Below are 16,390 nucleotides of genomic sequence, written 5' to 3'. Positions count from 1 at the left end.
CTTATTGTTTATTTATTACGCTGGATGATGTAGTCCGCTAGCGCTTCCAGTGCCGAGGTATCGAGTGACTGTTCAGCCAGTTGTTTCAGCGACTGACGGGCATCGTCGATCAGATCCCGGGCTTTCTTCCGGGCTTGCTCAAGACCCAGAAGTGCAGGGTAGGTACTTTTACCAAGTTGCTGGTCAGCACCCTGGCGTTTTCCCAACGTTGCAGTATCTCCTACCACATCCAGGATGTCATCCTGAACCTGGAAGGCAAGGCCGATGCTCTCTGCGTACTTGTCGAGTACAGGCAGAGCACGACGTCCTTTATCTCCGGCGCTTAATGCACCAAGGCGAACGGCGGCGCGAATCAATGCGCCGGTTTTATGACGATGAATACGCTCAAGCGCCTCCAGAGGTACGTGTTTGCCTTCCGCGTCTAAATCTAATGCCTGACCACCGCACATTCCGGCAATACCGCTGGCGCTCGCCAGTTCAGAAATCATCGAAATTCTGTCGCGATCCGACACTTCCGGCATATCAGCATCGCTTAAAATCGAGAACGCCAGCGTTTGTAAAGCATCGCCAGCGAGAATCGCGTTCGCTTCGCCAAACTTCACATGGCAGGTCGGCAAACCACGACGCAGATCGTCATCATCCATCGCCGGTAAATCATCATGAATTAATGAGTAAGCGTGGATACACTCAACGGCGGCAGCGGGTGCGTCCAGCGTGTTTGTGCTAACGCCAAACATATGACCGGTGGCATAAACCAGGAAAGGTCGCAGACGCTTACCACCTAATAATGCGCCATACTGCATGGTTTCGACCACGGGAGTGTTCTGAAAGGGCAGTGGGGCGATAAAACGGCTCAGCGCCTGGTTGGCCTGCTTAACGCAGGCTTCGAGTTGCTGCGGAAAGTCCATTACTCATTGTCCGGTGTAAAAGGGGTTAGAGAGGCATCTTCATTGTCAGACAGCAGAATTTGTACGCGCTGTTCGGCTTGTTGTAATTTGGCCTGCCCCTGACGTGCCAGCTGCACGCCGCGTTCGAACTCGTTCAGCGCCTCTTCCAGCGGCAGGTCGCCACTTTCCAGACGGGTTACAATCTGTTCCAGCTCGCTCAGCGCCTTTTCAAAGCTGGCGGGCGCCTCATTTTTCTTCGGCATAATGAATGTCTGACTCTCAATATTTTTCGCCCCGTCATGGTAACGGACTCAGGGCAAATAGCAAATAACGCGCAATGGTAAGGTGATGTGCGCAGCAAAGCGATGTTAGTGGTATACTTCCGCGCCTGGATGCAGCCGCAGGTGTGGGCTGCTGTATTTTTCCCTATACAAGTCGCTTAAGGCTTGCCAACGAACCATTGCCGCCATGAAGTTTATCATTAAATTGTTCCCGGAAATCACCATCAAAAGCCAATCTGTGCGCTTGCGCTTTATAAAAATCCTTACCGGGAACATTCGTAACGTTTTAAAGCACTATGATGAGACGCTCGCTGTCGTCCGCCACTGGGATAACATCGAAGTTCGCGCAAAAGATGAAAACCAGCGTCTGGCCATTCACGACGCCCTGACCCGTATTCCGGGTATCCACCATATTCTCGAAGTCGAAGACGTGCCGTTTACCGACATGCACGATATTTTCGAGAAAGCGTTGGTTCAGTATCGCGATCAGCTGGAAGGCAAAACCTTCTGCGTGCGCGTGAAGCGCCGTGGCAAACATGATTTTAGCTCGATTGATGTGGAACGTTACGTCGGCGGCGGTTTAAATCAGCATATTGAGTCCGCGCGCGTGAAGCTGACCAATCCGGATGTGACTGTCCATCTGGAAGTGGAAGACGATCGCCTCCTGCTAATTAAAGGCCGCTACGAAGGTATTGGCGGTTTCCCGATCGGCACCCAGGAAGATGTGTTGTCGCTCATTTCCGGTGGTTTCGACTCCGGTGTTTCCAGTTATATGTTGATGCGTCGCGGCTGCCGCGTGCATTACTGCTTCTTTAACCTCGGCGGCGCGGCGCATGAAATTGGCGTGCGTCAGGTGGCGCATTATCTGTGGAACCGCTTTGGCAGCTCCCACCGCGTGCGTTTTGTCGCTATTAATTTCGAACCTGTCGTCGGGGAAATTCTCGAGAAAATCGACGACGGTCAGATGGGTGTTATCCTCAAACGTATGATGGTGCGTGCCGCGTCCAAAGTGGCAGAACGTTACGGCGTACAGGCGCTGGTCACCGGCGAAGCGCTCGGCCAGGTGTCCAGCCAGACGCTGACCAACCTGCGCCTGATTGATAACGTCTCCGACACGCTGATCCTGCGTCCGCTGATCTCTTACGACAAAGAGCACATCATCAACCTGGCTCGCCAGATTGGCACCGAAGACTTTGCCCGCACGATGCCGGAATATTGCGGCGTGATTTCCAAAAGCCCGACGGTGAAAGCGGTTAAATCGAAGATTGAAGCGGAAGAAGAGAAGTTTGACTTCAGCATTCTCGATAAAGTGGTTGAGGAAGCGAATAACGTTGATATCCGCGAAATCGCCCAGCAGACCGAGCAGGAAGTGGTGGAAGTGGAAACCGTCAATGGCTTCGGCCCGAACGACGTGATCCTCGATATCCGTTCTATCGATGAACAGGAAGATAAGCCACTGAAAGTCGAAGGGATTGATGTGGTTTCTCTGCCGTTCTATAAACTGAGCACCAAATTTGGCGATCTCGACCAGAGCAAAACCTGGCTGTTGTGGTGTGAGCGCGGGGTGATGAGCCGCCTGCAGGCGCTCTATCTGCGCGAGCAGGGCTTTAACAATGTGAAGGTGTATCGCCCGTAATATGTGGTTGTAACGTCGCATCTGGCCAGATGCGACGTTTACCGCATCCGACACTACTCGTAATAATTATAAATCCCTGCCGCCATCACCAGTTGTGATGCCACTTCATGGGCTTTCTCGCGCCCAACCAGCAGATCGATAATTTTCAGACCAAAGTCGATAGCTGTACCCGGCCCCTGGCTGGTCAGCAATTTTACTCGTGCATCCCAGACGACGCGCTTGTCCTGCCATTGTTCGGCGGGAATTTTGTCTTTCAGCGTCGGGAAGCCGGTCATATTGCCAATCGGGAAGATATCGTGCGGGACCAGCACGGTGGCTGGCGCGGCGCAAATAGCCGCGACGATACGCCCGGAACGGTGGAACTGTTTAACGGTTTCAACCAGCAGGGTGCTATCGCGAAAACACTCTGCGCCTTTGATGCCACCAGGCAGCACAATCACGTCATATTCGCCATCAGCCACTTCGACCAGCGGCGCATCCGCCAGCATCTTTACGCCGCGCGAGCAGGTAATTGCCAGGTTACCATCGCTGGCGACGCTGGCAGTGGTGACTTTGATACCGCCGCGAACCAAGAGGTCGATAGTGGTGACGGCTTCAGTCTCTTCACTACCAGGGGCGAGGCAAACCAGTGCCGATGCGCTCATATTCACTCTCCTTTCTTTTTACCATTTCAAACAGGCGGGTGTTTTCCGGTACGGCAATCCCATGCGCGCGGGCGCGGCGTAAGAGAAAACCATTGATATAGTCGATTTCGGTGTGGCGCAGCGCGCGGATATCCTGCAACATCGACGAGATATTTTCCGCTGTTGCATCAATCACCTGCATCACGTAATCACGCAAATCTTCTGCTGAAGTATGATGCCCTTCGCGTTCGATCACTGCCGCGACTTCTTCGCATATCTGCATAATTTCTTGCGGATGATGACGTAATTCACCATTCGGGCAATTCCAGATGGCGGTCAGTGGATTAATCACACAGTTGACTGCCAGCTTGCGCCACAGCTCGGCGCGAATATTGTTATGCCACGCGACGTCAGGCAATACGGTTTGCAAAATATCCGCCAGATAACTGTAATCGCCGTCCTGTTGCCGTGCCGGACCAATATGCGTGATACCGTTTGCCACATGAATAATGACATTGCCGTCGCGGCGGGCGGCATGGGTGGTGGTGCCCATCAGTAATGGCTGCTGAATGTTTTGCAACTCTTCGATGGTACCCATGCCGTTGTGAATTAACAGTATTGGCGTGGTTACAGGCAGTGTGGACGCGAGGCTTTTGACGGCATCGGAAACCTGCCATGCTTTCAGCGTCACCAGGAGCAGATCGCTGGTGGCGAGAAAATCGGGATCGTTGGCGGTCAGCGATTCGTTAAATATCGAACCGTCAGTCTCAACCAGATTCACGCTACAATAAGGTTGCGGTACGCGCAGCCAGCCCTGAACGTCGTGACCCTGTTTACAAAGTGCTGTAAGCCATAATTGCCCTAAGGCACCGCATCCCAATACGGTAATTTTCATTGTTCCTCCTCACCCGCAACCACTCCGGGTGTTCAATAAGGCTATCCCTTAATTGTGCATGCTGTTGCGACTATGCACAATTAAGGGATACGTCCTGGTGCAGGACTGTTGGTTATTTAACTTTGCAGGTATTATGCTTCGCATCAAAAATGAAGGGAGAGGAAAAGATGCCATCTTTCGATATTGTCTCTGAAGTTGATCTTCAGGAAGCACGTAACGCGGTCGATAACGCGAGCCGCGAAGTGGAGTCCCGTTTTGACTTCCGTAATGTTGAAGCCTCATTTGAGCTGAACGACGCCAGCAAAACCATCAAAGTGTTGAGCGAGTCCGACTTCCAGGTCAATCAGTTGCTGGATATTCTGCGTGCCAAGTTGCTGAAGCGCGGCATTGAAGGCAGTTCACTGGATGTACCGGAAAATATCGTTCATAGCGGTAAAACCTGGTTTGTGGAAGCGAAACTGAAACAGGGCATTGAGAGCGCGACTCAGAAGAAAATCGTCAAAATGATCAAAGACAGTAAACTGAAAGTGCAGGTGCAAATTCAGGGCGATGAGATCCGCGTAACGGGTAAATCTCGTGATGATTTGCAGGCTGTCATGGCGATGGTACGTGGTGGTGATCTCGGTCAGCCGTTCCAGTTCAAAAACTTCCGCGATTAATCGCGACAACCTGCGCTTTGTTCATGTCAGATGCGGCATGAACGCCTGATTTGGCCTACAAAGGTTTATAACTCAGGAACTTTGTAGGCCTGGTAAGCGTAGCGCAGCAGGCAATTTCGCCTCGCTTTTATGCCTGGCGAATTGCCTGTTCAACCTCAAAGCGATTCGTCACTTTGCTGTCGATTTTCACATACGCTGAATGTTCTTCTTCTGCAATCAACACTTCTTTGACGCCTTCAGTTTCCAGCAAACGTACTTTTAACGCTTCGTTTGCGGCAATGTCCGCCGGGATTTCAATGCGCAAGCTGCTGACATACGGCGGTTCTTTCATGGTACTGGCGACTGCCAGCCACACTGCGGCCAGCATTGCGCCAGCGAGAAATACGCCCTGACCGTCAAACATGCCGTCAATCCAGCCGCCCAGCGAACCGCCAATCGCCACGCCAAGAAACTGGCTGGTGGAGTAAACACCCATCGCCGTACCTTTGTAACCTGCAGGCGACTCTTTACTGATAAGTGAAGGCAGAAGGGCTTCCATCAAATTAAACGCTACAAAGAAAAGCTGCACGCCGACCACCAGTTGCCAGAACTGCGTTTGTGCGTTCCACAACACAATTTCCGCAACCACGATCAATCCGACGCAGAAGACAAAGACTTGCTTCATTTTGCGCTTAACTTCAGCGTAGATAATGAAAGGCACGACCGAGCCAAAGGCGATTAGCATCGTCGCCAGATAGACCTTCCAGTGTTCAGCCGCCGGGAACCCCGCATCAGCCAGCTGTCCGGGCAGGGCAACAAACGTAGACATCAGAAGCATGTGTAGACACATAATGCCAAAGTTGAGTTTCAGCAACCGCGGTTCCGCCAGCACTTTACTGAAACTGCCTTTCACCATTCCGGACTCACGATTAAGTACGTGAGTGCTACTGTTGGGCACAACCCAAATGGTCAACGCAATGCCGGTTGTTGCCAGAATAGCGATCATCCAGAACAGCGCGTGCAGCCCAAGTTTGTGAGTGATGATAGGGCCAAGTACCATCGCAATGGCGAAGGTAATACCAAAACTCACGCCGATAAACGCCATCGCTTTGGTACGGTTTTGTTCGCGCGTGAGATCAGAAAGTAGCGCCATAACGGCAGCGGCAATCGCTCCAGAACCTTGTAACGCCCGGCCCAGAATAATTCCCCAGATGGAGTCGGAGAGCGCAGCAATAACGCTACCGGCGGCAAACACCGCCAGCCCACCGACAATTAATGGTTTGCGACCAATGCGGTCTGAAAGCAGGCCAAACGGAATCTGAAAAACGGCCTGCGTCAGACCATAAATACCAATGGCAATACCGATTAATGCTTCGCTGGCACCTTGCAGAGCCATGCCGTACGTGGTCAGAACCGGCAGAACCATGAACATGCCCAGCATGCGCAACGAGAAAACGGTGCCTAAACCCCAGGTCGCGCGCCGCTCACCTGGCGTCATTTTATAATCGTTCATTACCACCTCTTAAAAAAATGCCCACATAGTGTAGTGCGGAGCGCATGTTGGGTAAACAGAGTGTTAATGAGAAAATATTACAGAGGAGAATAGTTTGTGTGTCAGGTATGTTTACTTTGCATTCATAAAATGAATGCTCTATATGTTGAAAAAATTATTCTTAAAGTTAAATAGTTTTACATCAAAAGTAATAATATTATTTCTTGATTGCTATGTGCATTTTTTATCTTGCGAACATGCTATTTTTATCTCACTAAATAAACGATTAGGTGACATCGATGATAATGTTTCAGGTTAAATGTGTGCTTATTACTTGGGCCTTTATGGCACTGTATTTATTCATTAAATGGATGTTTGGTGGTTAATTATTATGGAAACATATGACAGAGAGAACATAAAGGTATACATGTTAACTAAAAGAATATTATTTTCTTTAATGCTAATAGTTTCACCATGCGTGGTGGCAAGCGAGAAAGCGCATGAATTGTATGACAGCATATACGGTGGTCAACCTGCGCCCGATGTTATAAATAGACTGCATAAAATGGCTGAATTGGGAGATGTCGACGCGCAGAGCCTGTTAGGCTGGGAATATTATCAGCCTCGCTTTGATACCAAACCTGATGTTCAGGAAGCGATTAAATGGTTTGAGTTAGCCGCTAAACACGGTGATAGAGAAGCTCCGTTAGCGCTGGGGAGTATCTACTACGACGGTGAGCTGGTGCGGGTGGATTATGCCAAAGCGTATGTTCTATTTAATCAGGCCGCGCAATACGGTGTGAATTTAGCATGGTCCAGGTTGGGCATGATGTACGCCAATGGTCAGTATGTTGAGGTAGATTGTAAGAAAGCGAAGGAATATCTTGATAAAGGTGTCCACATTTATGGTGGTCCGGAAGACTTTCTGGCTACATGTCGAAAAGACATGATTGACAGAAAAACGGTTGACGATACGTTACCCGTGATCACGGTTACCCGTTCTGGGATGCGGGATAATTTTTTAGATAAAGGTTTTTCCTGCATGGATAGCCTCTTCGCTACCACCAATAAATTAGGCGAAGTGGCCAATCTTCGCGTGACATTCAGCATTCGTAGCCCATCCGGTAAGGAGATTAACCAAACGGTTGGTTTCGCGCCTTTCGGTTTAAACCGGCTGAATATTAGCTTTACTGATTATATATTTGATTCATTTACCAGTAATTCGTCTCTAATTCTTTATAAACCGGAATTTGAGCGAAAATCTTGTGCAACTGTAAGGACCACAATCGTTGCCGCAACGGCAACCATTAACGGCAAGGATGTGGAGTTGCTGAAAGCGGGGGCAATTGAACAAAAGTGGTAACGCTGCTCAGCCCCCGCCTGAGGCAAGACTTGCCCTGGCGGGTGGCGATAATAATCTAAGCCGCGAGAATATGCTGAATCGCCAAAAACATCGGTACAGCACCAAAAGCATTTGGTGTCGCTGAAAGCTGAACAAAGCCGAGACGAGCATAAAAGTTAATGGCGGCAGGGTCAGCATCAAGATAAACCCCTTTAATTGGTAATGCCTGGTGAATTATTTTTACATGTTCAAAAAAATCACATAGTAGGTCCTGACCAAAGCCCCGCTTTTGATACTTCCGCGCCACCCCCAACATGACTAATCTGACAACACCAATCTCTGAAGGCTGTGAACCCTGAAGGACGCCAGAAACGCGTTGTTTTTCCAGCGAATATGCCGTAAAAGTACATATGCCAATCAGTTCACCACTTTGTCTGTCAATAAGTGCTTTAGCCGCACAGTCGCTATTACGCACACTTTTCTTTAGCGATGTGCGTACAAATTTATCGATAACAGGGTTACCGCAATCAAACTGTTTTTGCCCAGGATAAGTAATATCAGACTGATAATTACAGGAGAGGACTATGGGCAGAGTAATCTCTTCATGCTTGTCGACCATCGCTGTTTTTCCTTTTCATTAACGCCTTGAGTGCGAGCGTCGGTTGAGCAGGTTCGGCGATGAGTTGGTTCATCAGTTCCCAGCTTTGATTCGAAAGCTCACGGCGACGTTGGTTATCAAGCACGCTTTCGGCGCGTTCCATAGCAGCGCTCAAAATAAAGGCGCTTAAATCTAACCCAACGGCTTGCGCAGCTTCACGAAGTCTGTTTTTGGCGTCGGGACTGGTTTTGAGTTCAACCCGCGCATTTTTCAGCGTTTTATCGACATCGGGTAGAGTGGCTGTTTTTCCAGGCATTGTGACCTCTTTGATTAACTGAATGAAATCGTAGGGAGTCGATCTCATACATAATACGGCTATCAACCGTATGATTAATTTATGTGCATCTGCTCACTCTGTCAAGAGATACGGTTATTAGCCGTATCTCTGATCTCAGACAATAAAAAAGGTGCCGTAGCACCTTTTTAATAGAGAGGTTGTGTTACCACACAGCAGCCAGCAGCGTATGCGAGTCCGGCACCATAAAATCAACGGACATCATTACCGAGAGGGCAGTGATGGCGATGATAGAGAAGCCAAACAGCTTGCGCGCCCAGATTCTGTCATCAGCAACTTTATAACCGCGCAGGGCCATGCCTAACCACCAGACGCTCACCGCAGCGGCGACCACCAGATATTTATACCCAGCGTAGCCGCCAAGAGAGAGCATCAGCGTGGCAACGGCAAAGGCGATGATATACAGCGTGATGTGATTCTTCGCCACCGAAATGCCTTTCACCACCGGCAGTACCGGAATGTTTGCGGCCTGATAATCCTTAAAGCGGAAAATGGCGATGGCATAAGAATGAGGCATCTGCCACAGGCTGAAGATAGCCAGCAGGATCGCTGCGCCGCTATCGAACTCGCCGGTTACCGCACAGTAACCGATCACCGGAGGCGCAGCGCCGGAGAGCGAACCAATCAATGTGCCGTAGACAGAATGACGTTTCATGTACAGGCTATAAACGCCGACATAAACCACAAAGCCCATCACCCCCAGCCAGCAGGCCAGCGGATTCGCGCCAAACCACAGCAGCATAAAGCCAGCAATACCCAGCAAGGTGGCGTACACCAGCGAGACAGCAGGAGAGATCAGGCCTTTAACCAGCACCCGATTCTTCGTCCTTTCCATCTTTCTGTCGATATCCCTGTCGATGTAGTTGTTAAACACACAACCCGACGCCACAACCAGTGACACCCCAACCAGCGTGTAGATAAACAGGGGATAATCAATGCTGCCCTTTGAGGCCAGCAGGAATCCCCCAATCACCGAGATCAGGTTGCCAAAGATGATGCCTGGTTTCGTTACTTGCAGGTATTGCTTAAACATCATAACCGCCGCTCTTAGTGCATCATCATGTTGTAGTTGAGGTTCCACATAATCCAGATGGAGCCTACAACCAGGATAGCGATGATTAGCACGGTGAAGACAAACGCCGTCATGTTCCAGCCTTCATCTGATTTGGTATTCATGTGCAGGAAGCACACCAGATGCACCAGAACCTGTACCACTGCCATTGCCAGGATGGTTCCCAGAATTACGGCCGGAGAGGCAGCCCCTGTCATCACCATCCAGAACGGAATTACCGTCAGGATTATCGACAGGATAAAGCCTGTCATGTAGGTCTTTACGCTGCCATGGGATGCGCCGCCGCTCGCGTTAGAATGACTCATTACATCGCCCCCATCAGATAAACAACAGTGAACACACAGATCCAAACCACATCCAGGAAGTGCCAGAACAAGCTCAGGCACATGATGCGGGTACGGTTCGTGCTGGTCAGCCCGCGACGGGCGATTTGCACCATCAGCACCGCCATCCAGATAAGACCGGAAGTGACGTGCAGACCGTGCGTGCCGACCAGCGCAAAGAACGCTGACAGGAAGCCGCTGCGATCCGGACCCATGCCGTTAACAATCAGGTGATGGAATTCATAGATTTCCATCCCGATAAATCCGGCACCAAACAACCAGGTCAACGCCAGCCAGGAGATAACCTGGCTTTTGTTGTTTTTGTACATGGCGATAGCCGCCATGCCGTAGGTGATGGAGCTGAACAACAGCAAGAAAGTTTCAACCAGAACAAACGGCAGTTCGAAAATGTCCTTACCTGTCGGGCCGCCTGCGGTGCCGTTCACCAGAACGGCATAGGTAGCAAACAAGATAGAGAACAGAATGCAGTCGCTCATCAGGTAGATCCAAAATCCGAAGATTTTGGTTCCGCCTGCATCGTGGTGCCCGTGTTCGTGCGCGTGGGCAGTCGCGTGCGTCAAAGTATCAGTTGCCATTTTTCAGCCCTGCCTTAGTAATCTCATCGAAATGCTGGTTTTCCAGTTTTTCGATTTCTGCCACCGGCACGTAGTAATCCACGTCCTCGTCGAAGCTTTTCACGATCCAGGTGATGATCATGCCTGCGAAGCCAACAATCGCCAGCCACCAGATATGCCAGATCATGGCGAAACCGAAGATGGTGGAGAAAGCCGCAATGACGATACCGGCACCGCTGTTTTTCGGCATATGAATTTCTTCATAGTGGTCAGGCTTTTTGTACGCTTCGCCTTTCTCTTTCATTTCCCAGAATGCATCACGCTCGTGAACGTGCGGCACAACGGCAAAGTTATAGAACGGAGGCGGGGAAGAGGTTGCCCACTCCAGCGTACGGCCACCCCACGGGTCGCCAGTCAGGTCACGGTTCTGGTCGCGGTCGCGAATAGAAACGTACATCTGAATAACGAGGCAGAGAATACCCAGCGCAATCAGTACAGCACCGCTGGCTGCAATCATCAGCATGGTGTGGAACTGTGGGTCAATCTGCTGGCTCAAACGACGGGTCATGCCCATGAAGCCCAGCGCATACAGTGGCATAAAGGCAACGAAGAAGCCGATGATCCAGAACCAGAACGCGCGTTTACCCCAGGTTTCGTTCAGTTTGAAACCGAACGCTTTAGGCCACCAGTAGGTCATCCCTGCGAAGCAGCCGAAGACCACGCCGCCGATGATCACGTTATGGAAGTGCGCAATCAGGAACAGGCTGTTATGCAGAACGAAGTCCGCGCCCGGTACTGCCAGCAGCACGCCAGTCATCCCGCCCACCGAGAAGGTGACGATAAAACCGATAGTCCACAGCATCGCAGAATGGAACACGATGCGGCCCTGATACATGGTGAACAGCCAGTTGAAGATCTTCACCCCGGTCGGGATGGCGATAATCATCGTGGTGATACCAAAGAAGGCGTTTACGTTCGCGCCCGCACCCATCGTAAAGAAGTGGTGCAGCCAGACGATGAACGACAGCACGGTGATACAGACGGTTGCCCATACCAGCGAGGTATAACCAAACAGACGTTTACGCGAGAAGGTTGCCGCAATTTCGGAGAACACACCGAATACAGGCAGGATCAGGATGTAAACTTCCGGGTGGCCCCAGGCCCAAATCAGGTTGATGTACATCATCATGTTGCCACCCATATCGTTGGTAAAGAAATGGGTGCCCAGATAGCGATCCAGGGTCAACAACGCGACGGTTACCGTCAGAATTGGGAAGGAAGCAATAATCAGTACGTTCGCGCACAGTGATGCCCAGGTAAATACTGGCATCTTGAACATGGTCATGCCCGGTGCGCGCATCTTCAGAATGGTAACGAAGAAGTTGATACCGGTAAGCGTCGTACCTATACCGGATAGCTGGAGACTCCATATCCAGTAATCGACACCGACTCCCGGACTGTACTCTATTCCCGATAGCGGTGGATAGGCCAGCCAGCCGGTCTGCGCAAATTCGCCCACGCCGAGAGAAACGTTAACCAGAATCACACCAACAACGGTAAACCAGAAGCTTAAGTTGTTGAGGAACGGGAACGCAACGTCACGCGCGCCGATCTGCAGCGGAACCACCAGGTTCATCAGACCGATAACGAAAGGCATCGCCACGAAGAAGATCATAATCACGCCGTGCGCGGTGAAGATCTGATCGTAGTGGTGAGGAGGCAGGAAGCCCGCTTCGCCCGCCGAGGCAAGGGCCTGCTGGCTACGCATCATAATGGCGTCAGCAAAACCACGCAGCAACATCACAATCGCCACGATGATATACATGATACCTAGGCGTTTATGGTCGACGGAGGTCAGCCACTCTTTCCACAGGTAGGTCCACTTACCGAAGTAAGTGATCAGGCCAACGAGCGCCAGACCTCCCAAAATAATGCCAGCGATCGTAACCATGACGATAGGTTCATGGAACGGGACTGCATCAAGTGATAATTTTCCGAACATCTTTATTCTTCCTCAACCCCTTTAATGGGCGGATTCCGCGTGGCTCATGTCCATGCCTTCCATACCTTCGTGTGCACTGTGCTCACCTTCTGGCTGGGTCATGTCCATGCTCTTACCGTGAGCCATAAACTTGTTAATCACATCAGCAAACAAGTCTGGTTTCACGTTGGAGAAATATTCCACCTGGTTGTATTCGCTAGGCGCGGCCAGTTTTTCGAACGCTGCCATGTCAGACATGGTGTTCGGCGACTGTTTCGCTTTTGCGACCCATTGGTCGAATGCGGCGCGATCCGGTGTTGCAATAGCTTTGAACTTCATGCCTGAGAAGCCCGGGCCGCTGTAGCTGGCGGAGATACCGTCATAAGTACCGGGTTCGTTGGCGATCAGATGCAGGCGAGTCTGCATACCGGCCATGGCATAAATCTGGCTACCCAGACGCGGAATGAAGAAGGAGTTCATCACGGAGTTGGAGGTCACTTTGAAGTACACCGGAGTGTTCGCCGGGAAAGCGATTTCATTCACGGTAGCAATGCCCTGTTCCGGGTAGATGAAGAACCATTTCCAGTCCATGGAAACCACTTCGATGGTAATGGGCTTCTCGTCGTGTGCCAGCGGCTTGCTAGGCTCAAGAGCGTGAGTGGTTTTCCAGGTCAGTACCGCAAGGAAGATGATGATTAAGATAGGTACCGTCCAGACCACAGCTTCCACTTTATTGGAGTGTGACCAGTTCGGGCTGTACTTAGCATCTTTATTGCTCGCACGGTACTTCCAGGCGAAACCAACAGCCATCAAGATTGCGGGAATAACGACAATCAACATCAGGCCAAATGCCGTCAGTATCAGTGAACGTTGCTCCAGACCAATCTGTCCTTTGGGATCTAACAGCGCAGAATTACAGCCACTGAGCAATACAGTGCCTGCAAATAATGACAACCATCCCAAACTTTTATTGTATTTCCTGAGTCTCATTTAACGACCTCAATTCCACGGGATCTGGTGGCGTTTAAAGTGTGTGGGCATTTTACGGGAAGGTTACATTACTGTAAACATGATTAAATTCCTGTTACTTGGATTTGGCTTCCAGGTCACATATGTTGCAAAACATATCGGGTTGATTTTAAGAAGCTGTTGCAAAAGGGCGTTATAACAAAAGGGGAGTGCAGAAGAAGTCTGGGCGGGCAATTGGTATAACCAATGCGAAATAAAACAATTATTTAACAAATAATTATCATTAAAGTGACAACTTGGTAGTGAGAAAATAAAGATTCATTAGCTGAATCGTGTAAGAAAAATAGAATTCATAAATGGCGTCAATAATTTCCAAACGCTAAGCCGCACAAAAGAACAAATATTAATAAGCGATGCTGATGTTTATTTAGCCGTAATAATTACGGCGAGTGATTACTACAGCTAAATAATATTTACAGATTACGTCAGATGTGTTTTTCGTAGCGCCAGATAATCCAGTAAACCACCAAGCACGACGCCAGAAAGGGCGACTAAAACCCCGACTTCCAGCAGAGCAGGCAGGAAAGAGAAGTGCGTCAAATCCAGCGCGTCCATCGTCAACAGCAGTAACCACACGGCCAACAGGCTGACGCCCGCCGCCAGTGTCCACATGGCAAAGGCATAACCTGCCGGATATTCGGTACGGGAGATAAAGTTGTCATTTACTCGTGTATATTCAAGCGTCTGGCGACAAATCAGCAGTAAAATAAGCCCTGGTACGGCAGCGGCGACGGAGAACAGATAGAATGTCGACCAGCCGTGTGCTTCAACAAACCAACCCGCCACGGGGCCGACATAAACTCGCCCTACAGCAGAAAGCGCTGAGAGCAGGGCAAATTGAGTAGCGGAAAATGACTTATTACACAGCGTCATTAACAGCGCGACAAAGGCTGATGTACCCATCCCGCCACAGAGGTTTTCGAAAAAGACGGCTGCACCCATGCTGTAGAGATGCTTATCAGTAATCGACAGCAGCCAGTAACCGGCGTTAGATGCACCTTGTAAAATGCCGAAAATCAGCAGTGCACGGAACAGCGACAGGCGCTGCATCAAAATCCCACCGTACAATGCGCCAACAATGGTCGCCAGTAAGCCAAGCGTTTTGTTAACCACGCCTACTTCACCCGCATCAAACCCGACGCCGCGAATCAAAAACGTGGTTGTCAGGCTCATAGCGAATGCGTCGCCCAGCTTATACAGCACGATAAGAAGCAAAATAAGCCAGGCATTATTGCGACCAAAGAAATCGCGCAGAGGTGCAACAACCGCTTGTTCCAGCGTTTTGGGCACAGGAATGGTGTCGGTGGGTTCTGGTGCAAGCAACGTCGCGATAATACAGGGGATCAACAGCGCCGCCATCAACCAGTACATGCCCTGCCAGCCCAGCCATTTATCTGCCAGCCACAGGGCTAAGCCGCCGGAAACCAGCATCCCTAAACGGTAACCCAGCACGCTGATTGCCGCGCCCGCACCACGTTCTTCTGCCGGGAGCACATCGGTTTTCCACGCATCGAAGACAATATCCTGGGAGGCAGAGCAAAAAGCGATCACCACCGCCAGTGCCGCCATCCAGCGGAGCTGGGTGCCTGGTTCGAGAAAACCCATCGCCGCAATGGCGACTAATAACAGAATTTGCGTGGCGAGCAGCCAACCGCGCCGCCGCCCGAAAAATGGGGGCGTGTAGCGGTCCATCAGTGGTGACCAGAGGAATTTAAAAACGTAAGCCTGGCCTACCAGAGAGAAGAAACCAATGGTTTTGAGATCGATATTCTCGACCGTCATCCAGGCCTGTAAGGTGCCGGACGTCAGGGCGAGCGGTAGCCCGGAAGCAAAACCCAGAATCAGCAATATGGCTGAACGTGGCTGTTGAAAAATACGTAAATATTGACTGGACATGGGCGTCTACAGGCCCGGCTTGCACCGGGCCAGAGGGCAGAAATTAACGCGCGTTATGCTTGATGAATTCGTGGATGCTGGTGTCCTGAGACATATCAGCGATGGTATCGGTCAGCACACTGTTAACCGCATCGGCGATATTTTTGTTGGAGGCCTGGAACGCACCTTCAACGTTGTAGCTGGCACGATAGTTTTTGGTCATTTTGTTGCCATTCTGCGCGGTAGCGATGATAGCGATATCCGCTTTGGTGGCGATGTTATAGCGCACGTTGCCCTGGGACACGTCAGCATACAGTTGGCTAACGATGATTTGCAGATTAACCGGGCCATTCGGACCAACCATGTAACCACGCGCGGTCATCTGTTTTTCCAGCACTTCTTGCAGCAGGAAACGCAGATCGCGGGAGGCGGTCAGGGTAACGATTTGATTATCGCGGGTGACTTTTGCCAGCGCCTGATCGGTACGCTGATCGGCACCATTAATGCTTACGGTGACGCCCATCAGGCTTGGATCCTGCTGTGGCAGTGTTATCGTCGGTGAAACTTCAATAGTTGTTGGCGGTTTTGCGCATCCTGCAAGCATAAACAGAGCAACTAACGGGAAGAGGATTTTTTTGAACATGTTCGGGCTCTCAGAGACTCTTAAGCGTGTTTGGTAAAAATTCCCGCCATCATAACATTGCCAACGGCGAGGGGAAGTGGGTAAGGCATGTAAATTCATCATGTTGACGAAATAATCGCCCCTGGTAAAAGAAACGCTGATGCGA

The 16,390-nt window shown here is 50.6% G+C and carries 17 protein-coding genes; 3 read left to right on the top strand and 14 right to left on the bottom strand.

Annotation, left to right across the window (positions count from 1 at the left end):
* Positions 1 to 8: 8 nt before the first annotated feature.
* A complete protein-coding gene (gene ispA / locus ACJHX7_RS10165; protein ID WP_000347223.1) occupies positions 9 to 908 on the bottom strand; it encodes a (2E,6E)-farnesyl diphosphate synthase in 900 nt (299 codons plus the stop codon).
* Positions 908 to 1,150, bottom strand: coding sequence for an exodeoxyribonuclease VII small subunit (gene xseB, locus ACJHX7_RS10160; protein WP_001124935.1), 243 nt, complete (start codon positions 1,148 to 1,150; stop codon positions 908 to 910). Before xseB ends, ispA begins: the two co-directional genes overlap by 1 nt.
* Positions 1,151 to 1,355: 205 nt before the next feature.
* Between xseB and thiI the strand changes: the two genes are divergently transcribed.
* Positions 1,356 to 2,804 (top strand): tRNA uracil 4-sulfurtransferase ThiI, encoded by a 1,449-nt coding sequence (gene thiI / locus ACJHX7_RS10155; protein WP_094029728.1) that lies wholly within the window; start codon positions 1,356 to 1,358, stop codon positions 2,802 to 2,804.
* 53 nt (positions 2,805 to 2,857) lie between these two features.
* On the opposite strand, the gene yajL is transcribed toward thiI, so the two are convergent.
* Positions 2,858 to 3,448 carry a protein deglycase YajL gene (gene yajL, locus ACJHX7_RS10150; protein WP_001276319.1) on the bottom strand — a complete coding sequence of 197 codons (591 nt, stop codon included), beginning with the start codon at positions 3,446 to 3,448 and terminating at the stop codon, positions 2,858 to 2,860.
* Complete coding sequence (gene panE / locus ACJHX7_RS10145; RefSeq protein ID WP_000705836.1) at positions 3,411 to 4,322, bottom strand: 2-dehydropantoate 2-reductase; 912 nt, start codon at positions 4,320 to 4,322, stop codon at positions 3,411 to 3,413. Before panE ends, yajL begins: the two co-directional genes overlap by 38 nt.
* Before the next feature lie 167 nt (positions 4,323 to 4,489).
* Between panE and yajQ the strand changes: the two genes are divergently transcribed.
* A complete protein-coding gene (gene yajQ, locus ACJHX7_RS10140; RefSeq protein ID WP_174785814.1) occupies positions 4,490 to 4,981 on the top strand; it encodes a nucleotide binding protein YajQ in 492 nt (163 codons plus the stop codon).
* A gap of 127 nt (positions 4,982 to 5,108) precedes the next feature.
* Here the strand turns inward: yajQ and ACJHX7_RS10135 are convergent, their stop codons facing one another.
* Entirely contained in the window at positions 5,109 to 6,473 is a 1,365-nt protein-coding gene (locus ACJHX7_RS10135) for an MFS transporter (RefSeq protein ID WP_001000978.1), read from the bottom strand.
* 406 nt (positions 6,474 to 6,879) lie between these two features.
* On the opposite strand from ACJHX7_RS10135, the gene ACJHX7_RS10130 reads away from it, so the two are divergent.
* Positions 6,880 to 7,815, top strand: coding sequence for a tetratricopeptide repeat protein (locus ACJHX7_RS10130; protein WP_032171822.1), 936 nt, complete (start codon positions 6,880 to 6,882; stop codon positions 7,813 to 7,815).
* A gap of 55 nt (positions 7,816 to 7,870) precedes the next feature.
* Here ACJHX7_RS10130 and ACJHX7_RS10125 read toward each other — a convergent pair whose 3' ends face one another.
* The 9 genes from ACJHX7_RS10125 to ACJHX7_RS10085 form a co-directional block, all read right to left on the bottom strand.
* Positions 7,871 to 8,413 (bottom strand): GNAT family N-acetyltransferase, encoded by a 543-nt coding sequence (locus ACJHX7_RS10125; protein WP_032170811.1) that lies wholly within the window; start codon positions 8,411 to 8,413, stop codon positions 7,871 to 7,873.
* Positions 8,397 to 8,708, bottom strand: coding sequence for a DUF1778 domain-containing protein (locus tag ACJHX7_RS10120; RefSeq protein ID WP_001577859.1), 312 nt, complete (start codon positions 8,706 to 8,708; stop codon positions 8,397 to 8,399). The genes ACJHX7_RS10125 and ACJHX7_RS10120 overlap by 17 nt, the downstream gene beginning before the upstream one ends.
* 184 nt (positions 8,709 to 8,892) lie before the next feature.
* Complete coding sequence (cyoE, locus tag ACJHX7_RS10115; RefSeq protein ID WP_000971336.1) at positions 8,893 to 9,783, bottom strand: heme o synthase; 891 nt, start codon at positions 9,781 to 9,783, stop codon at positions 8,893 to 8,895.
* An 11-nt stretch (positions 9,784 to 9,794) separates the two neighbouring features.
* Positions 9,795 to 10,124, bottom strand: coding sequence for a cytochrome o ubiquinol oxidase subunit IV (locus ACJHX7_RS10110; protein ID WP_000019794.1), 330 nt, complete (start codon positions 10,122 to 10,124; stop codon positions 9,795 to 9,797).
* On the bottom strand, positions 10,124 to 10,738 hold the full coding sequence (locus tag ACJHX7_RS10105; RefSeq protein WP_000179819.1) for a cytochrome o ubiquinol oxidase subunit III: 615 nt from the start codon (positions 10,736 to 10,738) through the stop codon (positions 10,124 to 10,126). The genes ACJHX7_RS10110 and ACJHX7_RS10105 overlap by 1 nt, the downstream gene beginning before the upstream one ends.
* The gene (cyoB, locus tag ACJHX7_RS10100; RefSeq protein WP_000467180.1) at positions 10,728 to 12,719 is read right to left on the bottom strand and encodes a cytochrome o ubiquinol oxidase subunit I; all 1,992 of its coding nucleotides are present in this window, start codon (positions 12,717 to 12,719) and stop codon (positions 10,728 to 10,730) included. The genes ACJHX7_RS10105 and cyoB overlap by 11 nt, the downstream gene beginning before the upstream one ends.
* 21 nt (positions 12,720 to 12,740) lie before the next feature.
* Positions 12,741 to 13,688 (bottom strand): cytochrome o ubiquinol oxidase subunit II, encoded by a 948-nt coding sequence (gene cyoA / locus ACJHX7_RS10095; protein WP_001239436.1) that lies wholly within the window; start codon positions 13,686 to 13,688, stop codon positions 12,741 to 12,743.
* A 459-nt stretch (positions 13,689 to 14,147) separates the two neighbouring features.
* Complete coding sequence (gene ampG / locus ACJHX7_RS10090) at positions 14,148 to 15,623, bottom strand: muropeptide MFS transporter AmpG (RefSeq protein ID WP_000098423.1); 1,476 nt, start codon at positions 15,621 to 15,623, stop codon at positions 14,148 to 14,150.
* A gap of 43 nt (positions 15,624 to 15,666) precedes the next feature.
* Entirely contained in the window at positions 15,667 to 16,245 is a 579-nt protein-coding gene (locus ACJHX7_RS10085; RefSeq protein WP_094029727.1) for a lipoprotein, read from the bottom strand.
* Between the last annotated feature and the right edge of the window lie 145 nt (positions 16,246 to 16,390).

This window comes from Escherichia sp. WS1451, from assembly GCF_046487365.1.
GTDB classification, from domain to species: Bacteria; Pseudomonadota; Gammaproteobacteria; order Enterobacterales; family Enterobacteriaceae; genus Escherichia; species Escherichia coli.
The sequence above is the reverse complement of the archived record's forward strand: the minus strand, read 5'-3'. Positions and strand labels throughout refer to the sequence as shown.